The organism is Allonocardiopsis opalescens (genome assembly GCF_003002095.1).
Lineage (GTDB): Bacteria > Actinomycetota > Actinomycetes > Streptosporangiales > Streptosporangiaceae > Allonocardiopsis > Allonocardiopsis opalescens.
In genome coordinates this window covers 222036-244696 of record NZ_PVZC01000010.1, presented here as the reverse complement: position 1 = coordinate 244696, position 22661 = coordinate 222036, and the positions used below count along the sequence as shown (strand labels likewise).

At 76.1% G+C, this 22661-nt stretch carries 18 protein-coding genes and 1 other RNA gene; 8 read left to right on the top strand and 11 right to left on the bottom strand.

Translation table 11 applies throughout. The features are described 5' to 3' along the window. Positions 1-53: 53 nt before the first annotated feature. Both CLV72_RS28790 and CLV72_RS28785 read left to right on the top strand, forming a co-directional pair. Positions 54-680, top strand: a complete 627-nt coding sequence (locus CLV72_RS28790; RefSeq protein WP_146159608.1) for a helix-turn-helix domain-containing protein — start codon at positions 54-56, stop codon at positions 678-680. Further along, positions 677-1951 carry an MFS transporter gene (locus CLV72_RS28785; protein ID WP_106252748.1) on the top strand — a complete coding sequence of 425 codons (1275 nt, stop codon included), beginning with the start codon at positions 677-679 and terminating at the stop codon, positions 1949-1951. The genes CLV72_RS28790 and CLV72_RS28785 overlap by 4 nt, the downstream gene beginning before the upstream one ends. A gap of 481 nt (positions 1952-2432) precedes the next feature. Here CLV72_RS28785 and CLV72_RS28780 read toward each other — a convergent pair whose 3' ends face one another. From CLV72_RS28780 to CLV72_RS28760, 5 genes are read right to left on the bottom strand one after another with little or no spacing between them, the layout of a single operon-like run. Then, positions 2433-3308 (bottom strand): STM4011 family radical SAM protein, encoded by an 876-nt coding sequence (locus tag CLV72_RS28780; RefSeq protein ID WP_106252746.1) that lies wholly within the window; start codon positions 3306-3308, stop codon positions 2433-2435. Then, positions 3305-4648 carry an STM4012 family radical SAM protein gene (locus CLV72_RS28775; RefSeq protein WP_106252744.1) on the bottom strand — a complete coding sequence of 448 codons (1344 nt, stop codon included), beginning with the start codon at positions 4646-4648 and terminating at the stop codon, positions 3305-3307. Before CLV72_RS28775 ends, CLV72_RS28780 begins: the two co-directional genes overlap by 4 nt. Beyond that, positions 4645-5505, bottom strand: coding sequence for an STM4013/SEN3800 family hydrolase (locus CLV72_RS28770; RefSeq protein WP_106252742.1), 861 nt, complete (start codon positions 5503-5505; stop codon positions 4645-4647). Before CLV72_RS28770 ends, CLV72_RS28775 begins: the two co-directional genes overlap by 4 nt. Further along, positions 5493-6653, bottom strand: a complete 1161-nt coding sequence (locus tag CLV72_RS28765; RefSeq protein ID WP_245930505.1) for an STM4014 family protein — start codon at positions 6651-6653, stop codon at positions 5493-5495. Before CLV72_RS28765 ends, CLV72_RS28770 begins: the two co-directional genes overlap by 13 nt. A gap of 10 nt (positions 6654-6663) precedes the next feature. Beyond that, positions 6664-7614, bottom strand: coding sequence for an STM4015 family protein (locus tag CLV72_RS28760; RefSeq protein ID WP_106252740.1), 951 nt, complete (start codon positions 7612-7614; stop codon positions 6664-6666). A 191-nt stretch (positions 7615-7805) separates the two neighbouring features. On the opposite strand from CLV72_RS28760, the gene CLV72_RS28755 reads away from it, so the two are divergent. Then, a complete protein-coding gene (locus tag CLV72_RS28755) occupies positions 7806-8294 on the top strand; it encodes a hypothetical protein (RefSeq protein ID WP_146159607.1) in 489 nt (162 codons plus the stop codon). A gap of 52 nt (positions 8295-8346) precedes the next feature. Here CLV72_RS28755 and CLV72_RS28750 read toward each other — a convergent pair whose 3' ends face one another. Beyond that, positions 8347-8838 carry an LURP-one-related/scramblase family protein gene (locus tag CLV72_RS28750; protein WP_106252736.1) on the bottom strand — a complete coding sequence of 164 codons (492 nt, stop codon included), beginning with the start codon at positions 8836-8838 and terminating at the stop codon, positions 8347-8349. A 208-nt stretch (positions 8839-9046) separates the two neighbouring features. Here CLV72_RS28750 and CLV72_RS28745 point away from each other — a divergent pair, with 208 nt between their 5' ends. From CLV72_RS28745 to rnpB, 4 genes are all read left to right on the top strand, one after another. Next, positions 9047-9889 (top strand): Nif3-like dinuclear metal center hexameric protein, encoded by an 843-nt coding sequence (locus CLV72_RS28745; protein WP_106252733.1) that lies wholly within the window; start codon positions 9047-9049, stop codon positions 9887-9889. Between the two features lie 16 nt (positions 9890-9905). Further along, positions 9906-10649 carry a zinc ribbon domain-containing protein gene (locus tag CLV72_RS28740; protein WP_106252730.1) on the top strand — a complete coding sequence of 248 codons (744 nt, stop codon included), beginning with the start codon at positions 9906-9908 and terminating at the stop codon, positions 10647-10649. A gap of 75 nt (positions 10650-10724) precedes the next feature. Beyond that, positions 10725-11903 (top strand): bifunctional RNase H/acid phosphatase, encoded by a 1179-nt coding sequence (locus CLV72_RS28735; RefSeq protein WP_106252728.1) that lies wholly within the window; start codon positions 10725-10727, stop codon positions 11901-11903. Positions 11904-11957: 54 nt separating this feature from the next. After that, an RNA gene (gene rnpB / locus CLV72_RS28730) (RNase P RNA component class A) lies at positions 11958-12360 on the top strand. A 154-nt stretch (positions 12361-12514) separates the two neighbouring features. On the opposite strand, the gene CLV72_RS28725 is transcribed toward rnpB, so the two are convergent. The 3 genes from CLV72_RS28725 to CLV72_RS28715 all read right to left on the bottom strand — a co-directional run bounded on the left by CLV72_RS28725 (position 12515) and on the right by CLV72_RS28715 (position 17009). Beyond that, positions 12515-14176: a SulP family inorganic anion transporter gene (locus tag CLV72_RS28725; RefSeq protein ID WP_106252725.1), complete on the bottom strand. Its 1662-nt coding sequence runs from the start codon at positions 14174-14176 to the stop codon at positions 12515-12517. A 150-nt stretch (positions 14177-14326) separates the two neighbouring features. Next, a complete protein-coding gene (locus tag CLV72_RS28720; RefSeq protein ID WP_106252723.1) occupies positions 14327-15895 on the bottom strand; it encodes a hypothetical protein in 1569 nt (522 codons plus the stop codon). A 457-nt stretch (positions 15896-16352) separates the two neighbouring features. Next, entirely contained in the window at positions 16353-17009 is a 657-nt protein-coding gene (locus CLV72_RS28715) for a YbhB/YbcL family Raf kinase inhibitor-like protein (RefSeq protein WP_245930504.1), read from the bottom strand. Between the two features lie 486 nt (positions 17010-17495). Here CLV72_RS28715 and CLV72_RS28710 point away from each other — a divergent pair, with 486 nt between their 5' ends. Further along, positions 17496-20732 carry an AfsR/SARP family transcriptional regulator gene (locus CLV72_RS28710; protein ID WP_170141159.1) on the top strand — a complete coding sequence of 1079 codons (3237 nt, stop codon included), beginning with the start codon at positions 17496-17498 and terminating at the stop codon, positions 20730-20732. A 105-nt stretch (positions 20733-20837) separates the two neighbouring features. Here the strand turns inward: CLV72_RS28710 and CLV72_RS28705 are convergent, their stop codons facing one another. Next, the gene (locus CLV72_RS28705) at positions 20838-21638 is read right to left on the bottom strand and encodes an ABC transporter permease (protein ID WP_245930503.1); all 801 of its coding nucleotides are present in this window, start codon (positions 21636-21638) and stop codon (positions 20838-20840) included. Beyond that, the gene (locus CLV72_RS28700) at positions 21635-22642 is read right to left on the bottom strand and encodes an ATP-binding cassette domain-containing protein (protein ID WP_106252717.1); all 1008 of its coding nucleotides are present in this window, start codon (positions 22640-22642) and stop codon (positions 21635-21637) included. The genes CLV72_RS28705 and CLV72_RS28700 overlap by 4 nt, the downstream gene beginning before the upstream one ends. Positions 22643-22661: the final 19 nt, after the last annotated feature.

The window sequence follows — 22661 nt, the reverse complement described above, 5'->3', positions numbered from 1 at the left end:
GAGTTCAATGCAAAGCATTGATTGCAAAGAAACCTTTGGATAGTGTGGCGGTCATGAGCCAGGACCCCGCGGCCCCGTCCGCGCCCGAGCGCCGCGAGATCGACGCCACGGCGCTGCACGGCCTCGCCCACCCGCTGCGCGTCCAGCTGTGGGACGCGCTGTACGCCCACGGCCCGGCCACCGCCAGTCGGCTGGCGCGCCGCCTGGGCGAGAGCAGCGGCGCCACCAGCTACCACCTGCGGCAGCTGGCCCGCTACGGCTTCATCGAGGAGGACCCCGACCACCCCGGCGGCCGGGAGCGCTGGTGGCGGACGCCTCCGGGCGGCACCTCGATGAGCGGCCACGCGTTCATGCGCTCCGAGGCCACCCGCGACGCCGCCCGGCTGGTGCTCGGAGAGTGGCACCGCAACCGGCTGCGGCGGCTGGAGCGGTGGAAGGCCGAGGCGCAGCACCACCCCGAATGGGACGGCGGGGTGGAGGCGTCCAGCTTCCTGCACCTGCGCCCCGACGAGCTGGCGGAGCTGCGCGACGACCTGTTCGCGGTGCTCGACCGCTGGCGCGAGCGCACCCACGGCCGCGACGAGCCCGCGGCGCGCCGGGTGGAGGTGCAGCTCAGCGGCTTCCCCGTGCTGGACGCGTCCGGCGGACCGGAGCGGGACGACCGGGGCGAGCACAGATGAGCGGCGAGGGAGGTCCCGCGGCCGCGGCCGGGGCGCCCGCGCGCCCGGCGGCGCCCTCGCGCGGGCTGGGCGCCGGCTTCGGCCGGCTGTGGTTCTCCTTCTCGATCAGCAACCTTGCCGACGGCGTGCTGTTCGTCGCGCTGCCGCTGATCGCCGCCGGGCTCACCGCCGACCCGCTGCTGGTCGCCGGAGTACTGGCCGCGCGCTACCTGCCGTGGCTGCTGCTGGGCATCCCCGCCGGGGTGGTCGCCGACCGGCTGCCGCGCCGCACCGCGATGGTGCTGTCCGGCGCGGTGCGCGCGGCCGTGGCACTGGCCTTCGGCCTGCTGCTGGTGAGCGGCCACGCCACCATCGCCGCCCTGTACGCCGCCACCGTGCTGCTGGTGGCCGCGGAGACCTTCCACGACAGCGCCGCCCGCGCCATCGTGCCCGAGATCGTGCCGCGCACCCGCCTCGACCGCGCCAACGGGCGGCTGGAGGGCACCCGGGTGGTCGTCGAGGACTTCGGCGGCGCGCCGCTGGCCGGCGTGCTGTTCGCACTGCTGGCCGCGGCGCCGATGCTGGCCAACGCGGGCGCCTACGCCCTGGCCGCCCTCGCCGTGCTCGCGCTGCCGCGGCCCGCCGCGCGCCCGGCGGCGGGAGCCGCGCCCCGCAGCTTCGGCGGCGACCTGGCCGAGGGGCTGCGCTACGCGCTGCGGCACCGCGTGCTGTGCGGCCTGATGGCGGCGGGCTCACTGCTGGGCGTGGTGTTCACCATGGGCATGGCGGTGCTGGTGCTGTTCGCGCAGCAGGTGCTCGGCGTGCCGCCGGCCGGCTACGGCCTCTTCCTCGCCTGCACGGCGCTGGGGGCGCTGGCCGGCTCGCTGGTGGCGTCGCGACTGACCGGGCGCTGGGGGCGCGGACCGGTGACCGCCGCCGCGGTGCTGCTGACCGGGGCGTCGGTGGCGGCCGCCGGGCTGAGCACCCACATGGCGGTGGCCGCCGTGCTGCTGGCCGCCTCGGCCTTCGGGGTGACCCTGTTCAACGTGGCGCAGCAGTCGGTGCTGCAGCTGCTGGTGCCCAACGCCCTGCTGGGCCGGGTCATCGGCCTGCGCCGGACGCTGGGCTGGGGGCTGATGCCGCTCGGCGCGCTGGCCGGCGGCTGGCTGGGCCGGATCGAGCTGTGGCTGCCGCTGGTCGCCGGCGGCCTTGCCGCCGTCGCCCTGGCCCTGGCCTTCATCCCGGTGTGGCTGCGCGCCGACCGGCTGGTGGCCGCCCGCGCCGTCGACTGACCTCCGGCCCGTCCACAGGCCGACCGCCCGGCCCCGAAGATATCCACAACCGGCCGGTAGCACTCGCCCCGGCGCACCCCGACGCGAAAGACTGGTGTCGGGGTGCTCCCCCCGGGCGGGAGGGGGCTGCGCGGGGGCGGGGACGGAGTTGATCGGAACCGGTGTCGGGGCCGGGCGGGTTCAGGAGGGCGGTGCGGGGGCGCCTCGCGGTCGGGCGGGCGGCGTCGCGCCGGTGCGGGCCCGCGGCGGCGGTCGCCTGTCGTGACGGGACCGTCGTGGAGGGTGTCTCCGGCGGGTGGAGGGTCTGCGACAGGGACCTTTCTGGTGGCGACCGGCCGGGTGCGACGGGACGCGTGGCGGAGGCCCCGGAGGTGCGGCCGGCTCCGAGGGCGGGGGATCCCGAGGATGTGGCCGGCCCAGGGGATGGAGGACCCCGAGGTGCGATCGGCCCGAGGGCGCCTCGCCGCCGACGGGACCGGTCTCAGCCGGGCGGTGCCGGCCAGCCGGCCGGGATGCGTTCCAGTACGCCGCCGCGGAAGACGTCGTAGAGGTCCAGCGGTTCGAGGTGGACGTAGCCGATGTGGCAGTCGCACCGCTCCAGCGGGCAGGGGCGCGGGGCGAGCCGGGCGGCGAAGGAGCCGTCGTAGAGGCTGCCCAGCGGCTCGGGTACGAAATGGCAGCGGCGCACCGCCCCCTCGCCGTCGACGGAGACGACGGTGTGGCCGGTGCGGCAGGGCAGGCCCCGGCTGGGGTGCGGGTGCCGGCTGAGGTGGAACAGCGGGTCGAGGGCCTGCCAGTGCGCCGCCTCGGCGTCGGTGTAGCGGTGCCCCTCGGCGGCGTTCACCCACAGGTAGACCTCGGGGGGCAGCGCGGCCCGCACCGCGCGGGCCTCGGCGAGGTGTCCGGGCAGGCCGACCACGCCCACGCTGAACCGCACGCCGCGCTCCAGCAGTTCGGCGCAGCGGGCGAGGAAGCGCTCGCGGGCGACCTGGCCGGGGTGGTAGGTGGTCCACAGCGCCACCGTGTCCAGCTCGCACTCGTCCAGCCAGGCGGTGCGGCCGCTGAGGTTGGTCTGGATCGCCACCCGCTCCACGTGCGGCAGCCGGCTCAGCTCGGCGATGGCGCGCCGGTACCAGGAGCGCACCAGCCCCTCGCCCCACGGGGTGAACAGCACGGACACCGCGGTGTCCGGCAGCGTCCGCGGCGCGTCGGCGACCCAGGCGGTGAAGCGCGCCAGGGCGGCGCGGTCGGCGCGCAGCTGGGCGGGGGAGTCGCGCCGCTTGGCGAAGGGGCAGTAGGGGCAGTCGTAGTCGCAGCTGGCCAGCGGCCCCCGGTACAGGATGGTCAGCGCGTTCACCGGACGGTGTGCCCTTCCATCCGCTGCCGGACGAGGGGCGAGAAGAACATCGGGCCGACCGTGTCGGAGTAGGCCAGCCCGGTCTCGGTGAGGGCGAGCCGGCCGGCCCGCTCGGCGGCCAGCCAGCCGCGCGCCCGGAGCTCCGCGAACTCGGTGGCGAAGTGCTCGCGCGGATCGCCGCCGAAGCGGCCGCGGTAGGCCGCGAGCGCGACGCCCTCGGCCTGCAGCAGCGACTGCAGCAGGTGGCGGCGGCGCCGCTCGCCGGTGTCGAGCCGGAAGCCGCGCTCGACCCGCTCGAAGGACGGCCGCGCCAGGTAGTCGTCGAGGATGGTGCGGACCTCGCGGACGCTGACGGCGTAGTCGTGGGAGTAGTGCAGCCCGGCGGTGTAGGAGCGGGCGCCGCAGCCCAGCCCGACCATGCCGTCGGTCTGGCAGCAGTAGGCGGGGCCCTCGTCGGGCGGGAGCTCGGCGCGCCGGAACATGCGCATCGAGACCTGGCGGTAGCCGGCGGCCAGCAAGTGCTCGCGGCCCTCGTGGTAGCGGCGCAGCCGCTGGTCGTCCCACTCGGCGCCGCGGTGGGCCAGGCCGGTCTTCGGCCGGACGTACAGCGGGTACAGGTACAGCTCCTCGGGGTTCCACTCCAGCGCGGTGTCCAGGGAGTACCGCCAGCCGGCGGCGGTCTGGCCCGCCATGCCGTAGATCAGGTCGATGTTGAGCCCGGCGGCGGGGGCGTGCGCCCGGATCGCGGCGAGCGCGCGGTCGACCTCGGCGCGGTGCTGCGGCCGCCCGGCGGCGTGCGCCTCGGCGTCGGTGAAGCTCTGCACGCCGATGCTGATCCGGGTGGCGCCGCGTGCCGCCAGCACCTCCAGGCGGTCGGGGGTGGCGGTGGCCGGGGAGGTCTCGACCGAGACGGGAAGCGCGGACAGCTCGGTGCCCGAGACCTGCTCGGCGAGGTCGTAGACGCGGTGCAGCTCGGCGGCGGACAGGTAGGTGGGGGTGCCGCCGCCCAGGGCGGCGCGGGCGAAGGCGGCGCCGGGCAGCGCGGCCCGCACCGCCTCGGCCTCGCGGGCCAGGGCGTCCAGGTAGCGGGTGACCGTCTCGGCCGGCGGCAGGGCGCGGGTGAACAGGTTGCAGAAGCCGCAGCGCATCTCGCAGAACGGGATGTGCAGGTACAGGGCCAGGGCGCCGGTGGGCTCGGCGGCCCAGACCTCGGCCAGCGCGGGCTGCTCGGGCAGCCGTTCGTAGGCGGTCTTGTGCGGATAGGCGTAGACGTAGTGCCGGTAGGGGGAGTCGGGATCGGTCTCGGCCGCGGTGCGGCCGTCGGCGAGCGGCAGGGTCATCCGGCGGCCTCCCGGGGTCTGAGGGTGAACTCGGCGTAGGGCACCGTCCACACCGAGGGGTGGCCGAGGCGGTGGCCGGTGTAGCCGTCCTCGCCGTAGGCGGTGCCGTGGTCGGAGCAGACGATGGCGAAGCAGGGCCGCCCGCGCGAGGACGCCGCCGCGAACAGGCCGCCGATGGTTCGGTCGACGTACTCCAGCGCGGCGGCGTGGCTGGCGAGGGAGTCGCCGTCCGACGCGCGGGCGCCGGGCAGGTGGAACCAGTTCGGCTGGTGCAGCGCCGAGACGTTCACCAGCAGGAACAGCGGCCGGCCGGGCGGGGCGGCGGCGGCCGCCTCGGCGGCACGGCGCACCTGGTGGCGCAGGGAGTCGGGTTCGGTGACACCGAACTCCGGCTCCCAGTGGCTCTCGGCGAACATGCCCGGCAGCACCGAGCCCAGTGGCGAGAGCCGGTTGAAGAAGCCGGTGCCGCCGACGCACACGGTGTGGTACCCGGCCGCCGCCAGTCCGCTGACGAGGTCGGGCGCGTCGAACACCCAGGTGCGCGGCGAGGTGGTGGCGCTGCCGGGGAAGGCGGCGGCGAACAGCCGCGGGTGCGGGCCGGGCTCGGCCGGGGTGGGCAGGAAGCCGGCCAGCATCGCCAGGTGCGAGGCATAGGTGAAGCTCGCCGGGGCGTGCCTGCGCTGCCAGCGGCCGCCGGGCAGCAGCCGGGCCAGCACGGGGGTGCGGCCGTGCGCGGCCAGTTCGGCCGCGACGTCGTAGCGCAGGGTGTCCAGGGTGACCAGCAGGAGGTCGTGCGAGCCGACGACGGTGTTCATGTCGGGCGGCCCACCGCCGGGTTCAGAGCTCAGGGCGTGCATACCGGCTCCCTGGGACGGACTTGGAGCGCGCCCGGGGGCGCGGACGGGTACATGGCGTGCAGCTGCTCGGCATAGGAGTCGCGGCCCTCCGGCGACAGCACCCCGGGCAGCAGGTCGCCGAAGGCGTTCACCTCGCAGACCGCGAAGCGCCGCAGGCACGGGGAGACCAGCAGGTCGACGGCGGCGTGCAGAGTGGCGGGGAAGCAGCCGGCGGCCCGCTCGGCCACGGCCAGCGCCGACCGCCAGCGGCCGGCGCCCATCGCCGCGCGCAGCCGCGCCGGGTCGCCCCGCTCCGCGCCCAGGTGCAGGTTGGTGATCGGCCCGGTGGCCGCGCGTACCACGGTGTGGGTGGCGCGGCCGGCGACCACCAGCACCCGCAGGTCGATGGTGCGGCCGTCCAGGGACGCCTTGGGCAGCCAGCCCTCCACCCGCACGCCGTCGGCGCACAGCGCGTCGACGAGCGCGGCGGCGTCGTGCGGGCGGGTGTAGGTGCGCACCCTCAGGTTGTTGTAGAGCTCGACCCCCGCCGGGGTGCGGACCAGCTCCACCGAGGTGGTGGCGCGCACCCGTTCGCCCCAGGCGGTCAGCGCGACCACGCCCGAGGCCGAGGAGCCGTGGGCGGGCTTGACGAACACGCGGGGCCGGCCGTGTTCGGCCATCCGCCGCCGCAGCTCGGCGTAGCCGGACACCGGGCCGCCGGGCAGGGCCGGCGGCACCGGCACCCCGGCCTCGCCGAGCCGCTGCTGGCAGGCCCGCTTGTCGCACATGACCGCGAGTTCGGCGGGGTCCTGCACCAGCCGCGCCCCCGGGGCGGCCGCCGCGGCGGCGGCCAGCCGGTGCAGGGCCGCCCGGAACCCGGCGTACCAGGCGGCGGTGCCCTCGACCCGGTGCGGGTCGAGCGGGCGCTTCAGCCCGCGCAGCAGCCGCTCGGTCTCGGGCTCGCCGCCGGGGGAGTCGACGCGCACCAGCGCGCCGGGCGGTACCGCCACCGGACCGGCGGCCAGTTCGCGCCAGGGCAGCACCACCGGCTCCGGCAGCCCGGCCGCCCGCGCGGCGGCGCCGAACAGCTCCAGCCGCCGACCGCCCGGCACGCCGACGACGGCGATCGCCGGCGCGGCGGCCCGGCCGGGGTGCGGGCGGGGGTTCACGGTGCCGGCCTCACTCGGTGACGGACGGGTAGCGCCGCTCGCTGCCGTCGCGCCACTTGTAGGGCTCCCGCTGGTCGCCGAGTTCGACCGCCACGCCGGAGTCGGCGAAGCCCGCGCGCAGCCGCTCCACCGCCGCGGCGGAGAGGTACTGGCCGTGCAGGTCGAGGCGGCGCAGCGCGCGGAAGGCCGGGGCGGCCAGCAGGCGCTCGGCGCCGCCGTCGCCGAGGGTGCCCAGCGAGAGGTCCAGGGTGTGCAGCCGCGGCAGCAGCGCCGAGTCCGCCAGCGGCCCGACCAGCGCGTCGGTGTCGGGGGCGTTGCGCAGGCCGAGTTCGCGCAGGCCGGGGAAGGACGGCGCGCCGTCCAGCAGCGGCCGCAGATCGTCGATGGTGGTGTCGCCGCCGTAGTTCTCGTCGCCCAGCCACAGCTCCAGGTGCTCCAGGCCCGGCAGCCGCGACTCCAGCACGCCGTGCACCGCCTCGGCGGGCAGGCCGCCGGTCTCGAAGGCCAGATGGCGCAGCGAGGCGTGCTCGACCGGGGAGAAGCGCAGCGCGGTGCCGCCGCGCACCCGCAGCCGGGTGAGCTCCGGGAAGGCGGTGAGCAGCGGGGAGACATCGGTCTGGTTGATCCAGGAGATCTCGGCCTCCTCCTGGGTGAACTCGCCGAAGAACAGCGAGCGCAGCGCCGGGAAGCGGTCGGCGCGGTCGGTCAGCAGGCCGAGCGGGACGTCGGCGTGGACGTCGTAGGAGAAGCCCCAGCAGCCGATGATCAGTGCGGTGAGCCGGGCGGTGTCGACCTCCTCCAGGAAGCGGGCGAAGACCTCGGCGAAGGGCTCGCCCTCGTAGGAGAGGGTGGACACCCGCCAGGCGACGGGCGGGCCGTCGGGCGGGACGGGGTCGTCCTCGCCGGTGAAGGTCAGCACCGGCAGCCCGGCGAACTCGGCGAGGTGGGTGTAGTTGGGCACGGGCGGTCTCCCCGGTGGGTGCGGTGGTCGACTGGGTTCCAAAGGAATACCAGGGCGCGGCGACAACGCGGTGCGCCTCGCGGAACGGGTTCGCGACGGCCCGGCGGCGCGCCGGACTGAGTATTGCGCCCCCGCTTCGTGGGCACCGGTACTCATGGCGCAGCACCCCCGGCCGAGCGAGAGTGGACGACATGAACGGCATCGAAGGCACCAACGGGACGACAAGGGCCGACACCTCGGGCGCGCCCCCCGGCGGCTCCGCGCCCAGATCCGGGCGCTTTTGGCCCGACTGGGGCCGGATCGGCCGCGCCGCCGCCGTCGGCGCGCTCTCCACCCTGGGCGTGGCCGCGGTCGGGCTCGGGGCCGCGACCCTCATCGACAGCAGCCCGCTGGCCGCCGACGTGGTGGGCGCCAACATCGGCCTGGGCATCGGGCTGCTGGCCTTCCGGCTGGTGGCCACCCCGGTGGTGGGCTGGCTGGCGCTGCGCTGGACCGGGGTGCGCGAGCGCGCCGGCTGGACGGCGCTGATCGCGCTGGCCGTCTACCTGGGGCTGTCGGCGCTGCTGCCCGACATCCAGCCGCCGCTGGACTGGCCGGCGATGGCGCTGTTCGGCGCCATCGCGGGCGCCGTGGCCGGCTACGCCACCCAGGGCGGGCCGCGGCGGGCGCCGCGCGGCTGAGCGCCCGCCCGCCCGCGGCCCCTCCCGGCGCGCGCCGGGCGGGCGCCCGCGCTCAGTCGTCGTCCTCGTCGTCGGTGAGGGAGTCGACGGCCACGGCGACCGCCAGCACCAGGGCGGGGTCCACGGTCGCGTCGCGGACGTCGACCCCGTAGGTGTCGCGGACGCGGAACCACTTGTGGGAGATCTCGGCCACCGGCCGGCCGTCGCCCTCGATCAGGTACTCCTTGTGCAGCAGGTCGCCGGAGACCTCCCACTCGCGGCCGTCGGGGAACTCCACGTCCAGCCGCTCGCGCAGCGGGCTGAACAGCTTCTTCTTGACGGTCGCGACGGTCTCGCCGCCGCGCTCGATCGTCATGGTGCCGCGCAGGCTGAGCAGCTTCGCCTTGATCGTGGCCACCACCCGGTCGTCGCGGTCCTTGAGCTCGAAGGTGTCCCTGATGCGCAGCGCCTTGCCGTCGACCAGGAAGACGCGCTCCCCGCGCTCGTCCTCGATCCAGTAGTCGTCGCCGATGTCGAAGATGCGCTCGCGCACGACGAATCTCATCGTCCCACCGTCCTTGTCTGCCATCGCCTTGCCGCACTCCTGCCTGCCCGCCGGCGCCTACCCGCCGGGTTCCGGCCTCGGCCCGCTCCCGCGCGGGCACGTCGACGCTAGAGCACCGCCCCGCCCGCCGCCAGCCGCTCCGCGGCGCGGCACGGCACGGAGCGCGGAAGGCGACCGCGCGGCCCGGTGAGGCGCTAACCTGCCCTGCATGGCCGAAACGGTGACGCTGGCGCAGGTGCTGGCCGCGTTCGAGGAGATCTACGACCCCGCCTGGGCCGAGAGCTGGGACGCCGTCGGCCTGGTCACCGGCGACCCCGGCCGGCCGGTGCGCCGGGTGCTCTTCGCCGTCGACCCCGCCGAGGAGGTCGTGGCCGAGGCCGCCGCGGGCGGCGCGGACCTCATCATCACCCACCACCCCCTCCTGCTGCGCGGTGTGCACGGCGTGCCCGCCACCACCCCCAAGGGGCGGCGGGTGCACGAGCTGATCAGGAGCGGCATCGCGCTCTACACCGCCCACACCAACGCCGACGTCGCGGTCCCCGGCGTCTCCGACGCGCTCGCCCGCACGGTCGGGCTGACCGGCGGGCTGCGCCCGATCGCCCCCGCCGCCGACGACCCCCGCCGCGGCCTCGGCCGGATCGGCGAACTGGACCGCCCCACCACGCTCGGCGCCTTCGCCCGGCAGGTCGCCGCGGCGCTGCCGGCCACCGCCGGCGGCATCCGCGTCGCGGGCGAGCCCGACCGGCCCGTGCGCGTCGTCGCCGTCTCCGGCGGGGCCGGCGACTCCCTGCTCGGCACCGTCGCCGATCTCGGCGCCGACGTGTACCTCACCGCCGACCTGCGCCACCACCCCGCCACCGAGTTCGTGGAGCGCGGCGGCCCCGCCCTCATCGACGCGGCGCACTGGGCGACGGAGTGGCCCTGGCTCGCCGAGGGCGCCGCCGCGCTCACCCGCGCCCTGGCCGAGCGGGGCGCTACGGTGGAGACCTCGGTGTCCACCGCCGTCACCGACGCGTGGACCGGCGGCCTCGCTGCGAACCCACTCAGCTAAGGAGCGAAAGAACCCTGTGAAAGCCGATCCCGCCGCCCAGCTCCGCCTGCTCGACCTCCAGTCGATCGACGCCGGCCTCGACCGGCTCGCGCACCGCCGCCGGACCCTGCCGGAGAACGCCGAGGCCGCCGCCCTGGACGCCAGGGCCGCCGAACTGCGCGATGCCGTGGTCGCCGCCGAGACCTCGGTGTCCGACCTCTCCCGCGAGCAGGCCAAGGCCGAGGGCGACGTCGACCAGGTGCGCCAGCGCGCCGAGCGCGACCAGGCGCGGCTGGACGGCGGGCAGGTCTCCTCCCCGCGCGAGCTGCAGAACCTCCAGTCCGAGATCGCCTCGCTGCGGCGCCGCCAGAACGACCTGGAAGAGGTCGTCCTGGAGATCATGGAGCGGCTCGACGACGCGCAGCGCCGGCGCGACAAGGCGCTGGAGGAGCGCGACGCCGTCATCCGCGAGCGCGCCGCCGTCGAGGAGCGCCGCACCGCGGCGCTGGCCGACATCGAGGCGGAAGAGGGCCGGATCCGGCCAGACCGCGAGCGCATCGCGGCCGAGATCCCCGCCGACCTGGGCGCCCTCTACGCGAAGCTGCGCGAGCAGTTCGGCGGGGTCGGCGCCGCCAAACTGCACCGCGGCCGCTGCGACGGCTGCAAGCTGGCACTCAGTACAGTCGAACTGAACACCATCCGCGCGTCCGCCCCCGACGAGGTGATCCGCTGCGAGGAGTGCCGCCGCATCCTGGTGCGCACCCCCGACTCCGGCGTGTGACGGTGCCGGTACGGCCGCCCGGCCGCACCGAACCGCGGGACGCCGCCGCGTCCCGGTGACCTTGGAGGAGACGGCGTGACACGGCATGTGATCATCGAGGCCGACGGCGGATCGCGGGGCAACCCCGGGCCGGCCGGCTACGGCGCGCTGGTGCGCGAGCCCGACGGCGGGGTGCTGTCGGAGGTCGCCGAGTCCATCGGGCGCGCCACCAACAACGTCGCGGAGTACCGGGGCCTCATCGCGGGGCTGGAGGCCGCCGCCGCCATCGCCCCCGGCGCCCACGTCGAGGTCCGGATGGACTCCAAGCTCGTCGTCGAGCAGATGTCGGGGCGGTGGAAGGTCAAGCACCCCGACATGCAGCCGCTGGCGGCGCGCGCAGCCGAACTGGCCCGCGGATTCGGCTCGGTGCGCTACACCTGGGTGCCCCGGGCCCGCAACGCCCACGCCGACCGCCTCGCCAACGGCGCCATGGACGCCGCCGCCCGCACCGGGCAGGGCGCGGCCCCGGCCGGCGGAGCGGCCCAGGGAAAAGGCCGCGGCGGCCCAGCCGCCGCCCCGGCACGCCCGCCCGCGGGCGCGGACGCCGCTGACGGCGGCCGCCCCGAACCGGCCGACCCCGGCTGGGCCGACCCCGCCGCGGGGCCCGGCCCCACCGCGCTCGTGCTGGTGCGCGCCGGCCTGACCGCCGCCTCGGCCGAGCACCGCTTCGGCGGCGCCGACACCGAGCTCACCGACGCCGGGGTGGAGCAGGCCCGCGCCGCCGGCCGGCGGCTGGCCAAGCGCGGCGGGGTGGCGGCCGTCGCCGCCGCCCCGCAGCGTTCGGCCCGGCGCACCGCGCAGGAGCTGGCCTCGGCCCTGGGCGTGGAGCCCATCCCCGCCGAGGGCCTGCGCGAGGCCGACTTCGGCGAATGGGAGGGCCGGAGCTTCGCCGAAGTGCGCCGGGACCGGCCCGAGCAGCTGGCCGCCTGGCTGAGCGACCCCTCGGCCGCCCCGCCCGGCGGCGAGTCCCTGGCCTCGGTGGCGCGGCGCACCCTGTCCGCCCGCAACCGGCTGCTCGCCGCCCACCCGGGCGTCACCCTGGTGGTGGTCTGCCCGCTCACCCCGATCAGGGTGCTGCTGCAGCGGGCCCTGCTCGCCCCGCCCGAGGCGGTGCACCGCCTGCACCTCGACCCGGGGAGCCTGTCGGAGATCCACCACTTCGCCGACGGCCCCGCCGTGGTGCGCTCGGTCAACGACACCGCGCACCTCGGCTAGCCCGGCGCCGCCGCGGCCGCCGCGCCCGGCCGCTCGGCGTAGACTGGGCGCGGGCGAGTCGGCCGGGCGGCCGCGTCGGGTGCCGCCTCCGCCGTGCGCGGAGCAGCGGCCCCGCCGAGGAAAGTCCGGACTCCACAGGGCAGGGTGGTCGGTAACACCGACCCGGGGCGACCCGCGGGAAAGTGCCACAGAAAGCAGACCGCCACCGGACACCCCGGTGGTAAGGGTGAAACGGTGGTGTAAGAGACCACCAGCGGCCGGGGCGACCCGGCCGGCTCGGCAAACCCCACCTGGAGCAAGGTCAAGAGGGAGGTCTCGGCCTCCTGCGCAGGCGCTTGAGGGCGGCCCGCCCGAGCCTGCGGGTAGACCGCACGAGGCTGCCGGCAACGGCAGCCCTAGATGGATGGCCGCCGGCCCTCGCGGGCCACAGGATCCGGCTTACAGGCCGACTCGCCCACGCCGCCCGTCCAGGCGGGCCCGCATGTCCGGGAACGGGCGTGCGGACCGGAAATGCGGCAGGAATCGCCCGTCCGAGATCGTTAGTGACTATCCTGTCCATGCCGGAGCGGCCGCCACGAATGCCCAAGAACGGTGGAAATCCATGAGTGCGCTCACCTGGGTCCTGATGTTCGGCCTTCCGCTGGTAGCGATCGTCGTGATCCTGCTGCTGGCTCGGACCTGGACCCGCCCGGTCGAGCAGCCTGACCGCTCCGACCCGCTTCCTCCGGAACAGGACTCCTGACCGTCCGCTGCACCGGCAGGGTCCGGTGCGGCGGCGGCGTGCCGGTGGCGGCGCCGTCGTACCAGCGCTCGTAGCCCTCGTCCACGGTCACCGTCCCGCCGCCCAGCTCGTGGCCGCGCCGCCATGAGCGCAGCCCCTCGAAGCCGGCGTGGTCCATGAAGTCCACCTGCAAATGGATGCTGACATCGGCGCCGGCGGGCACCCGGCGCAGCTCGTGAATCAGCTTGGGCACCGCCAGGAAGGTCAGCGAGCCCTCCACCAGCACCAGCCACTGCTCGCCGCCGTGCGGCGCCGCCCGTACCCGCAGCCGCGCCAGCCGGCGCAGCGCGATCAGCGCGGCCAGCACCAGCCCCATCGCCACCCCCTCGATCACCCCGATCAGGGTGACGCCCAGCAGGGTCAGCACGTAGACGCTGCTCTCGCGGTGCGCCCGCAGCTCCCGCAGCTGGTCGAGGTCGACCATGCTGATCCCCAGGTACACCAGCAGCGCGGCCAGCGCCGGCAGCGGGATCGCCTCGATGACCGGCACCAGCGCCAGCGAGAACAGCGCCACCCACACACCGTGCGCGATGGTCGACATCCGGGAGCGCCCGCCCGCGCGCACATTGGCCACACCGCGCACCCCCACACCGGCGACCGGCAGGCCGCCCAGGCCGCCCGACACGAGGTTGGCGGCACCCTGCCCCACCAGCTCCCGGTCCAGCCGGGCGCGCGGCCCCGTGTGCATGCGGTCCACCGCGATCGCGCACAGCAGCGACTGCACGCTGCTGACCAGCGCGACGGTGAGCACGGCCAGTCCGATCCCGTACAGGTCGCCCTCGGGCAGGGCCGGGCCGTGCCAGGCGTCGGCGAAGGAGGCGGGCAGGTCGACCCGCACCACCTGCCAGCCCAGCACCTCGGTGGCGGCCGTCGCGACGGCGATCGCGACCAGCGGCCCGGGCAGCTGGGTCAGGTCGACGCGGCCGATCCGCGGCAGCCGCGTCCACACCAGCAGCACGGCCAGCGTGACCGCGCCGACGGCCAGGGCGGCCCGGTCGGCGTCGAGCAGCCGGAACGGGATCTCCTGCAGATTGGCCAGCGCGGTGCTGCTCGGCGCGCCGCCCATCATGACGTGCACCTGGGAGAGCGCCAGCACGATCCCGACGCCGCCCAGCATGCCGTGTACGACGGACGGCGAGATGGCCAGGGCGGCCCGGGCGGTGCGCAGCCCGCCGAGCGCCATCTGCACCAGGCCGGCCAGCGTGGTGATGAAGCACATGGCCGGCCAGCCGTACTGGAGGATCAGCTCGGCCACCACGACGGTCAGTCCGGCCGCGGGTCCGCTCACCTGGACGGCGGAGCCGCCCAGGGAGCCGGCGACGATGCCGCCGACGGCCGCGGCGATCAGGCCGGCGGCCAGCGGCGCGCCCGACGCCACCGCGATGCCCAGCGACAGCGGTATGGCGACCAGCAGGACGACGAACGAGGCGGGCAGGTCGTGGCGCAGCTCGCGCAGCGGAGTGCGCAGACGTTCGGTTACCGCAGACCGCATCCAGGTACTCCCGTGACTCAGCCGCCAGAGTAGGCGTCAGCAATTAGTCACAGAGAGTAGCCAAGGTTCGCTTACGAAGCGACCCTCCATTGCGCACGAACGCTTAAATGTGCCTGGTCGGACCGGGTGCGGGCGGAGTGTTCGTCCGGCTCAGCGGTAGAAGCGGTCCGGGTAGGAAGTGTGCGGTGGTTCGTAACGCTGCGTGGTGTGCTGCCCGTTGCCGTGGTCGTGGCCCGACCAGCCGCCGGGAGCGTCGTAGCGGCTGTAGGGCTCGGGGCGCTGGTGCGCGCCGGTGTCGTGGTACGGGGCGGGCGCGGGCGGCTCGGCCGGGGTGGACTCCGCGTAGCTGCCGTAGGGGTTGCCGCGGCCGCGGCCGCCGAGCATGTCGGTGGTGGTATCGGCGGCCGGCTCGCGGAAGCCCTCGGGCGCGGGGGCGCTCAGCGCGTCGTAGCCGCCCGAGGTGCGCTCCCAGCCGCCGGAGTCGGAGACCGGACGGCCGTTCGCGCCGTAGGGGGCGGGAGTCTGGCCGCCGTGCGCGGCGGCCGGGCGCCACGCGGGCGCGGGCGGCTGGGCGGCCGGAGCGGGGGACGCGGCCCGGCCGTAGCCCGGGGCGCTCAGCGGGTCGGGGCCCAGGGGGTCGCGGCGCGGCACGCCGCCGAGCGGGTCGCCGGTGCGGGGCCGGAAGGAGTCCTCTCCGTAGTCGGTGCCGCCGGCGGCGCGGGACGAGCGGCGGTAGCCGCCGGTGGAGCCGTCCAGGGCGTCACCGCCGCCGCTGAGGACGTCGCCGGAGTAGTAGGAGCCGCCGGTGTCGGTGGCGGCGGGCCGCGGAGCCGGGGACGGCGGGGCGGGCGGGACGCTCGCCGAGCGGTTCCAGCCGCCGGTGTTGGCGCGCTCGCGGACCACCGCCTCGACCACGGGCAGCGGGTCGGACAGCGGATCGGGCTTGGCGGTGGGCCGGGGCGAGGGCGCCGCAGCGGGCGCCGGCGGCACCGGGGCCTGCGGCGCGGCGGCCGCGGGCGCCGGCCGTACCGGCTCGCCGGGGGCGGCGCTGCCGCCGAGGCTGGCGAGCATGGACAGCCCGGTGTCGGCGCTGGCGGGGGCGCGGCCCGGCAGCCGGGGGTCGTCCTTGGACAGCTTGACGGTCTCCAGGGTGCCCGGGTGGCGCTTGTCGGCAGGGGCGGGGTCGTCGCGGAACAGCGCGCCGGTCACATTGGCCGCGGCGGCGGGCTCGCGCGCCGGGGCGGGGCGGGGCGGCTCGCTCGGCTCGGCCGGGGCGGGCTCGGGGGAGCGGGTGGCGGAGCGCTCGCCGAAGGAGCCGAAGGACTGGTCGTCATGGAGGGAGGACCAGTAGCTGGCGTCGTCGTCGCCGCTGCTGGGGGCCTCCCAGTCGTCGCCGCGGTCGCGGCCCCTGGACCGGCCCGCCTTGGGCCGCTTGACCTTGGCGGGGCGGCCGGACCCGCGGCCGGCCGGGCGGGCGGGGGCGGGCTCGGCGAGCTCTTCGTCGTAGTCGTCGGCGGGCTCGTCGGGCTGCTGGCGGGCGGCGCGGCCCCGGCGCGACCGCGGCGCCGGCTCCTCCTCCGCCTCGTAGCCGTCGTCGTAGTCGTCATAGGCGTCCTCGGGCTCCGCACCGCCTCGGCCCAGCGCCCGGACCCCAAGCGCAACGACGACGAGGACGAGCAGAACGACAACGACCAGACCGAGGACCACGACCATGGTCACGTCACAGCACCACCCAACACGTCATGGCCGGACTTGGAGGAAGCACCGCCGGCCGGAACCGCGTGGCCATCGACGCGGCTCCGCCCCATGTCCGGCGGCGGAGGAAATCCTGCAGCAGGCAGATCCCGGAAAGACCGGGGGAAACCTGGGGAAGTGGAGGCGTGCCCCGCTCTGCCGACAAATTGTGACTGATCAGTAGGCTTTGCGCCATGCTTTCCGCCGGAATCGGCGCAAACGGCTCCCGGGACCAAGGGGAGGCGGCGAACCGGAGCCGCTGCCGCCGGAGCGCGGAAGCGCGCTCGGCTCACAGTTGCGTAACGGTTCACGGGGGACACGTGCCTACCTTACGCACTATGCGGCGGTCCCGGAACACGCATCTCGACTATCTAACGGTTTTCCACCTGTCACTCGTGCGACAATGCGTGGCCCGCCGGCACCGTCGGTGACGAAACGGCGGTCAGCCCGGTTCGCCCGCCACGTACGCGTGCAGCCGGCCGCGCGCCAGGGTGGCCGCGCCGATCGCCTCGATCGCCTCGCCGAGCCCCACGTCGGCCGGCAGGGTGATCTCCCGGTCCAGCGCGTAGACGGTGAACCGGTACTCGTACTGGCCGTTCGCCGAAGCCCCCTCGGGCGGGCACGGGGGGTGGTAGCCCGGCTGCCCGGAGGAGTTCACCGCCTGCCCCGCCCCCTCGGGCACCTCGCCCTCGGCGAGGTCCGGCAGCTCCGCCGGGATGCCGTACAGCAGCCAGTGCACCGCGGCTCCGCCGGACGCCCCGGCGTCGACCGTGTCGACCACCAGCGCCAGCGAGCGGACGTCCTGGGGGAGCCCCGACCAGCGCAGCGGCGGCGCCACCCCCTCGCCCGCGCAGGTGTACACCAGCGGCAGCGCCTCGCCGTCGCGGAAGGCCGGACTGGTGACGGTGATGTCGTCGGCGACCTCGCCCGCGCCCTCGGCGGCGGGCCGCAGCACATTGCAGCCGCTCGACGCGGCCAGGCTGGCCGCGGCCAGCAGCGCCGCCGCCCACCGGGCCGCGGTGCGCGCGCCCGGCCCCCCCGGGGCGCGCGGCCCCGGGCGGCGCGCGGGCGTCGGGAGGTCGGGCATGGCTGTCGTCATCGGCGGACTCCGCAGGAGGATCGGTGGGCCGCGGGACCCGCGCGGCGCGCACGGCGGCCGGCGTCGCGGGCTTCCGGGAACGCCGACACTCTACCGATCCGCACCCGCCCCCGGGCCGCCCGCGGCCGCACGGCACCACCGCGCCGCCCGCGGCCGCGCGGTTCTTCGTCGACGGCACCGAGCGTGCCCGTATCCACCGCCCCGGTCGTGTCCGCGCGGTGCGCACGTCCGTGCGGCGGGGTGCGGCCATGCCGCGACCGGTCGAATGTCCCCACCGCGTCGGGCACCTGTGTGCGTCGTACCGCGTTGACAGCATGGCGGTGTCGGCGTGCCGAGCAGCTCGCGCGTGTGCGCGGCCGCGGTGCCGTGGGCCTGTCCGCGCGGGGCGAAATGGGCGGCGGTGCGCGCCGCGGGGAACCTAGAGTTGGGATGTCCGCGGCCGGCGGGGCCGCCGACCTCTGGGAAAGCGCACGAAAGACGGGGCAGGTGCGGTTCCTCCTCCTGGGTCCAGCGCAGGCGCACGACTCCACCGGGCGACCGGTGGCCGTCGGCGGTGCCCGGCTGGCCGCACTGCTGACGCTGCTGGCGCTGGAGCCGGGCCGCACGGTCTCCGCCGAGCGGCTGGTCGACGCCATCTGGGGCGACGCGCCGCCCGACCGGGCGGCGGGCGCCCTGCAGGCGCTGGCCTCGCGGCTGCGGCGGCTGCTGGCCGACCCCGACGCGGTGGAGTCGCGGCCCGGCGGCTACCGGCTGCGCGCCGGGCCCGACGACGTCGACACCCACGTCTTCGCCCGGCTGGCCGCCCGCGGGCGCGACGAACTCGCCGCGGGCGAGGCCGCGGCCGCCGACGCCACCCTCGCGCGGGCGCAGGGGCTGTGGCGCGGCCCGGCGCTGGCCGACACCGCGGCGCTGCCCTTCGCGCACACCCCCGTCGCGCGGCTGGGCGAACTGCGGCTCCAGGTCGCCGAGGACCGGGCGCGGGCGCGGGTGGCGCTGGGGCGCGCCCAGGAGGCGGCCGTCGAACTCGAACCGCTGGCCGACGCCCATCCGCTGCGCGAACGGCTCCAGGCGCGGCTCGTGCACGCGCTGCACGCCGCCGGGCGGCAGGCCGACGCGCTGGAGCGGTACCGGCGCACCCGGGCCGCGCTCGTGGACGAACTGGGCGTCGAGCCCGGCCCCGAACTCGCCGAGGCGCACCTCGCCGTGCTGCGCGGCCATCCGCAGCCGCCGCCCGCACCCGAGCCGGCCCCGCTCCGCGCACCCCGCGGCAGGCTCGGCGCGCCGCTGACCACCTTCGTCGGCCGCGAGCGCGAGCTGGTCCGGCTGGCCGAGCTGCTGCCCGAGGCGCGGCTGGTCACCCTCACCGGGCCCGGCGGCGCCGGCAAGACCCGCCTGTCGGTGGAGGCGGCGACCCGGCTGGCCGCCGAGCGCCCCGAGACCGTGCCCGACGGCGTGTGGTTCGTGGAGCTGGCGCCGCTGGGCGACGGCGACTCCCTGCCGCAGGCCGTGGCGGCGGTGTTCGGGCGGCACGGCAGCCCCCACCCCTTCGACATCGGCAAGCCCGAGGCCGACCCGCTGGTGCCGCTGATCGGCGAACTCGCCCAGCGGCGGCTGCTGCTGGTGCTGGACAACTGCGAGCACCTCATCGACGCCGCCGCGCGGCTCGCCGAGCGGCTGCTCGCCGCCTGCCCCGGCCTGCGGGTGCTCGCCACCAGCAGGGAGGGGCTGGGCGTCCCCGGCGAGATCCGCTACGCGGTGCCCGCCATGGAACTGCCGCCCGACGGCGCCGACGCAGCGGCGGCGGCCGGCTACGCCTCGGTGCGGCTCTTCGCCGACCGGGCCGCCTCGGCGCGCCCCGGATTCGCCGTCGACGACGGCAACGTCGCCTCGGTGGTGCGCATCTGCCGCGAGCTGGACGGCCAGCCCCTGGCCATCGAGCTGGCCGCCGCCCGGGTCGCCATCCTCACCCCCGACCAGATCGCCGACCGGCTGCACGACCGCTTCGCGCTGCTCACCGGCGGCAGCCGCACCGCCCTGCCCCGCCACCAGACCCTGCGCGGGGTGGTCGACTGGAGCTGGGAGCTGCTGGACAAGCCCGAGCGCGCCCTGCTGCGGCGGCTGTCGGCCTTCCCCGCCGGCGCCGCGATCGACGGCGTCGAACGGGTCTGCGCCGCCGACGAGCTGCCGGCCGCCGACGTGCTCGACACCGTCGCCGCACTGGTGGACAAGTCGCTGGTCACCGTCGTGGAGACCTCCGACGGATCCGGCCGCGCGCTCAGCCGCTACCGGCTGCTGGAGACGGTGCGCGCCTACGGCGCCGAGCAGCTGGACGCCGCCGGCGAGACCGAGCGCGTGCGGGCCGCGCTCGCCGAGTACCAGCTGGAGCTGTGGGCGGAGGGCGACGCCGGGCTGCGCGGGCCCGAGCAGCGGCACTGGACCGTCCGGCTGGCCGGGGAGCACGACAACCTGCGGGCCGCGCTGCGCTGGGCCGTCGACACCGGCCGCCTCTCGACGGCGCTGCGCATGGCCGCGCGCGCCGTTATGTACTGGCAGATGGCCGGCAACCGCAAGGAGTCGGCGCACTGGGGCGCGGAGCTGATGCGCCGGCTGCCCGAACCGCCGCCCGACGCGGTCGCCGAGTACATCGAGTGCATGAGCCTGCTCGACATCGGCGGCGAGGACCCGCTGGGGGCGCTGATCGAGCGCACCGACCGCGCCGTGGCGCTGATGGCCCGGCACGGCGTCGACGAGCTGAACCGCCCGCTGCTGGTCTCGCTGCCGGCCATGGCCGCCATGCTGCACGGCCGCCTCGACGAGGCGGCGGAGCTGATGGGGCGGAAGGCGGCGGCCGGCGACCCCTGGGTGAGCGCCTGCGGGTACGGCGGGCTGGGCATGCTGAACTCCGCCAGAGGCGACTGGGAGGGCGCGCGAGCCGCCTTCGAGGCGGCGCTGCGCGGCTTCGCCCGGGTGGGCGACCAGGCGATGGAGGTGCAGACCCTGATCGGCCTGTCCGAACTGGTCGGCCTGGACGACGGCGAGGAGGCGCTGCGGCTGCTGCGCGCCGCCGAGCGGACGGTGGTGCGGCTGATGCCGCAGTCGGCGTACACCTCGCTGGTGCAGGTGCGCATCGCCGCCGAGCTGCTGCGCCACGACCGGCCCGCCGAGGCGCTCGCCACGCTGGAGGACTCCGCCGCGCGCTTCGAGATGATCTCCGGCGCCGACGACCACAAGTTCCTGACCACCGCCGCCTGGTCCCTGTACCACCGCGTCACCGGCCGCCCCGACCTCGCCCGGGCCCGGATCGACGCCGCCCTGACCCGCCCGGTCCCCAAGGGCGTCGCCGGGCACGGCGCGCTGCTCCTGCTGCTCGAACTGGTCTGGGTCGACCTGGCCGAGGGCGATGTCGACGGCGCGCGCCGCCGCCTCGGCGAGGCGGCCCGGGTGCGGGCGCTGTTCGTACCGCTGACCACCTCGGCGCTGCTCATCGGCCACGCCGGGCTGGCCATGGCCGAGGGCCGCCCCGGGCGCGCCGCCGAACTGATCGGCGCCTCCGAGGCGCTGCGCGGCCGGCCCGACAACCGCGATGTCGACACCCGCCGGCTGCTGCGGGAGGCCGGCGAGCTGCTGGGCGCGGCGGAGGTCGAGCGGATCCGGGCCGCCGGCCGGCGCGGCGCCGCCGCCATCGCCCGCGAGACGGTGGACGCCGACCACTGCGAGGGCTGAACCGCCCGGCCGGGGCGGGACGGGTCCCGCCCCGGCATCAGCTGCGCCCGCACGCCCTGCGGGCCGCGTCCGCCCGGGGGACGCCCCCGGCCCCTCGGGCGGCGCTCAGGTGCGCCGCACGTACGCCCGCACCGCCAGCGGGAAGAACACCACCGCGATGGCGGCCGACCACAGGAGCGTCATGGCGAAGGGGCCGGCGACGGGGCCGCCCAGCATCAGGCCGCGGACGGTGTCGGTGACCGAGGTGACCGGGTTGACCGAGGCGAACCAGGCCATCCAGTCGGGCATCTGCTCGGGGCTGACGAAGGTGGACCCGCCGAAGGTGAGCGGGAACATCAGGGTCATGGCGTACATCTGGAGGGTCATCGCGGTCTTGGCGATCAGGCCCAGGTAGACCCAGATCCAGCACAGCGCCAGCGCGAAGATGAGCACCACGCCCGCCCCGGCGAGGGTGCCGACCACGCCCCCCGGCGGGCGGAAGCCGATCAGGAAGCCGACCACCAGGATCACCACCAGCGACAGCACATAGCGGACGAGGTCGCCCAGCACCGCGCCGATCAGCGGCGCCGACCGGGCGATCGGCAGCGACCTGAAGCGGTCGAAGATGCCCTTGTCGATGTCGGTGAACAGGGTCATCCCGGTGCCGATGGTGGCGAACGCGACCATCTGCACGATGATCCCCGGCAGCACGAAGTCGCGGTAGTCCTGCCAGGAGCCCATCAGGGCCTGGCCGAACACGAACACGAACAGCGCCACGAACATCAGCGGCTGGAAGGTGAGCCCGATGATCTCCGCTGGGTTCGAGCGCAGCCGCAGCAGGCTGCGGGAGGTCGCGATCAGTCCGTGCTGGATCGTGTTGATCGGGCTGATGCGCTCAGGCGTCACCGCCTGGGAAACGGTGGTCACGACGGGGTCCTCACGTGCTGCTGCGGCTGCTCTGACGGGGTGGACGGGGCGGGGGCGTCCGGCTCTCCGCCGGGTTCGGCGGTGTGGCCGGTGAGCGCCAGGAACACCTCGTCCAGGGTGGCCTTGCGCAGCGCGAGTTCGGCCACGCCGATACCGGCCGCGTCGAGCCGGCGCACCACGGCGGGCAGCACGGCCGGGTCGTCGACCGGCGCGCTCACCGAGGTGTCGCCCTGGTTCGGCTCCACCCCGGTGACCTCGCGCACCACACCGGCGAGCCGGTCCAGCTCCTCCAGCATCACCGGCTGGACGTTCAGGATCTGCCCGCCGACGCGGTCCTTGAGCTGGTCGGGGGTGCCGGTGGCGATGACCTTGCCGTGGTCGATGACCACGATGTCGTGCGCCAGGTGATCGGCCTCCTCCAGGTACTGGGTGGTGAGCAGCACCGTGACGCCGTCGGCGACCAGCTTGCGCACCATCTCCCACAGCTGGCCCCGGCTGCGGGGGTCCAGGCCGGTGGTCGGCTCGTCCAGGTACAGCACGCTGGGCCGCCCGACCAGGCTCGCGCCGAGGTCCAGGCGGCGGCGCATACCGCCGGAGTAGGTCTTGACCCGGCGGTCCCCGGCGTCGGTCAGGTCGAACTCGGCCAGCAGTTCGGCGGCGCGCGCCCTGGCCTGGGGGCCGGGCAGGCCGAGCAGCCGGCCGATCAGCACCAGGTTCTGCGCGCCGCTCAGCTCCTCGTCGACGGCGGCGTACTGGCCGGTCAGCCCGATCCGCCTGCGGACCTGGTGGGCGTCGCGGACGACGTCGAAGCCGTTGACGGTGGCATGCCCGGCGTCCGGGGCGATCAGGGTGGCCAGCACCCGGACGGCGGTGGTCTTGCCGGCGCCGTTGGGGCCGAGCACGCCGAGCACCCGCCCGGCGCTCGCCCGCAGGCTCACCCCGTCCAGCGCCCGGGTGGTGCCGAAGTTCTTGACCAGGCCCTCGGCCTGGATCGCGTACGTCATCCGTACCTTCCTCACAAAT

Bases quoted from the DNA above. Each gene is read 5' to 3' on its own strand.
- CLV72_RS28785 (WP_106252748.1), top strand. From the start codon at position 677: ATGAGCGGCGAGGGAGGTCCCGCGGCCGCGGCCGGGGCGCCCGCGCGC.
- CLV72_RS28700 (WP_106252717.1), bottom strand. From the start codon at position 22,642: ATGACGTACGCGATCCAGGCCGAGGGCCTGGTCAAGAACTTCGGCACC.
- CLV72_RS28725 (WP_106252725.1), bottom strand. From the start codon at position 14,176: ATGCGGTCTGCGGTAACCGAACGTCTGCGCACTCCGCTGCGCGAGCTG.
- CLV72_RS28770 (WP_106252742.1), bottom strand. From the start codon at position 5,505: ATGCACGCCCTGAGCTCTGAACCCGGCGGTGGGCCGCCCGACATGAAC.
- CLV72_RS28715 (WP_245930504.1), bottom strand. From the start codon at position 17,009: ATGACGACAGCCATGCCCGACCTCCCGACGCCCGCGCGCCGCCCGGGG.
- CLV72_RS28745 (WP_106252733.1), top strand. From the start codon at position 9,047: ATGGCCGAAACGGTGACGCTGGCGCAGGTGCTGGCCGCGTTCGAGGAG.
- CLV72_RS28790 (WP_146159608.1), top strand. From the start codon at position 54: ATGAGCCAGGACCCCGCGGCCCCGTCCGCGCCCGAGCGCCGCGAGATC.
- CLV72_RS28775 (WP_106252744.1), bottom strand. From the start codon at position 4,648: ATGACCCTGCCGCTCGCCGACGGCCGCACCGCGGCCGAGACCGATCCC.
- CLV72_RS28755 (WP_146159607.1), top strand. From the start codon at position 7,806: ATGAACGGCATCGAAGGCACCAACGGGACGACAAGGGCCGACACCTCG.
- CLV72_RS28750 (WP_106252736.1), bottom strand. From the start codon at position 8,838: ATGAGATTCGTCGTGCGCGAGCGCATCTTCGACATCGGCGACGACTAC.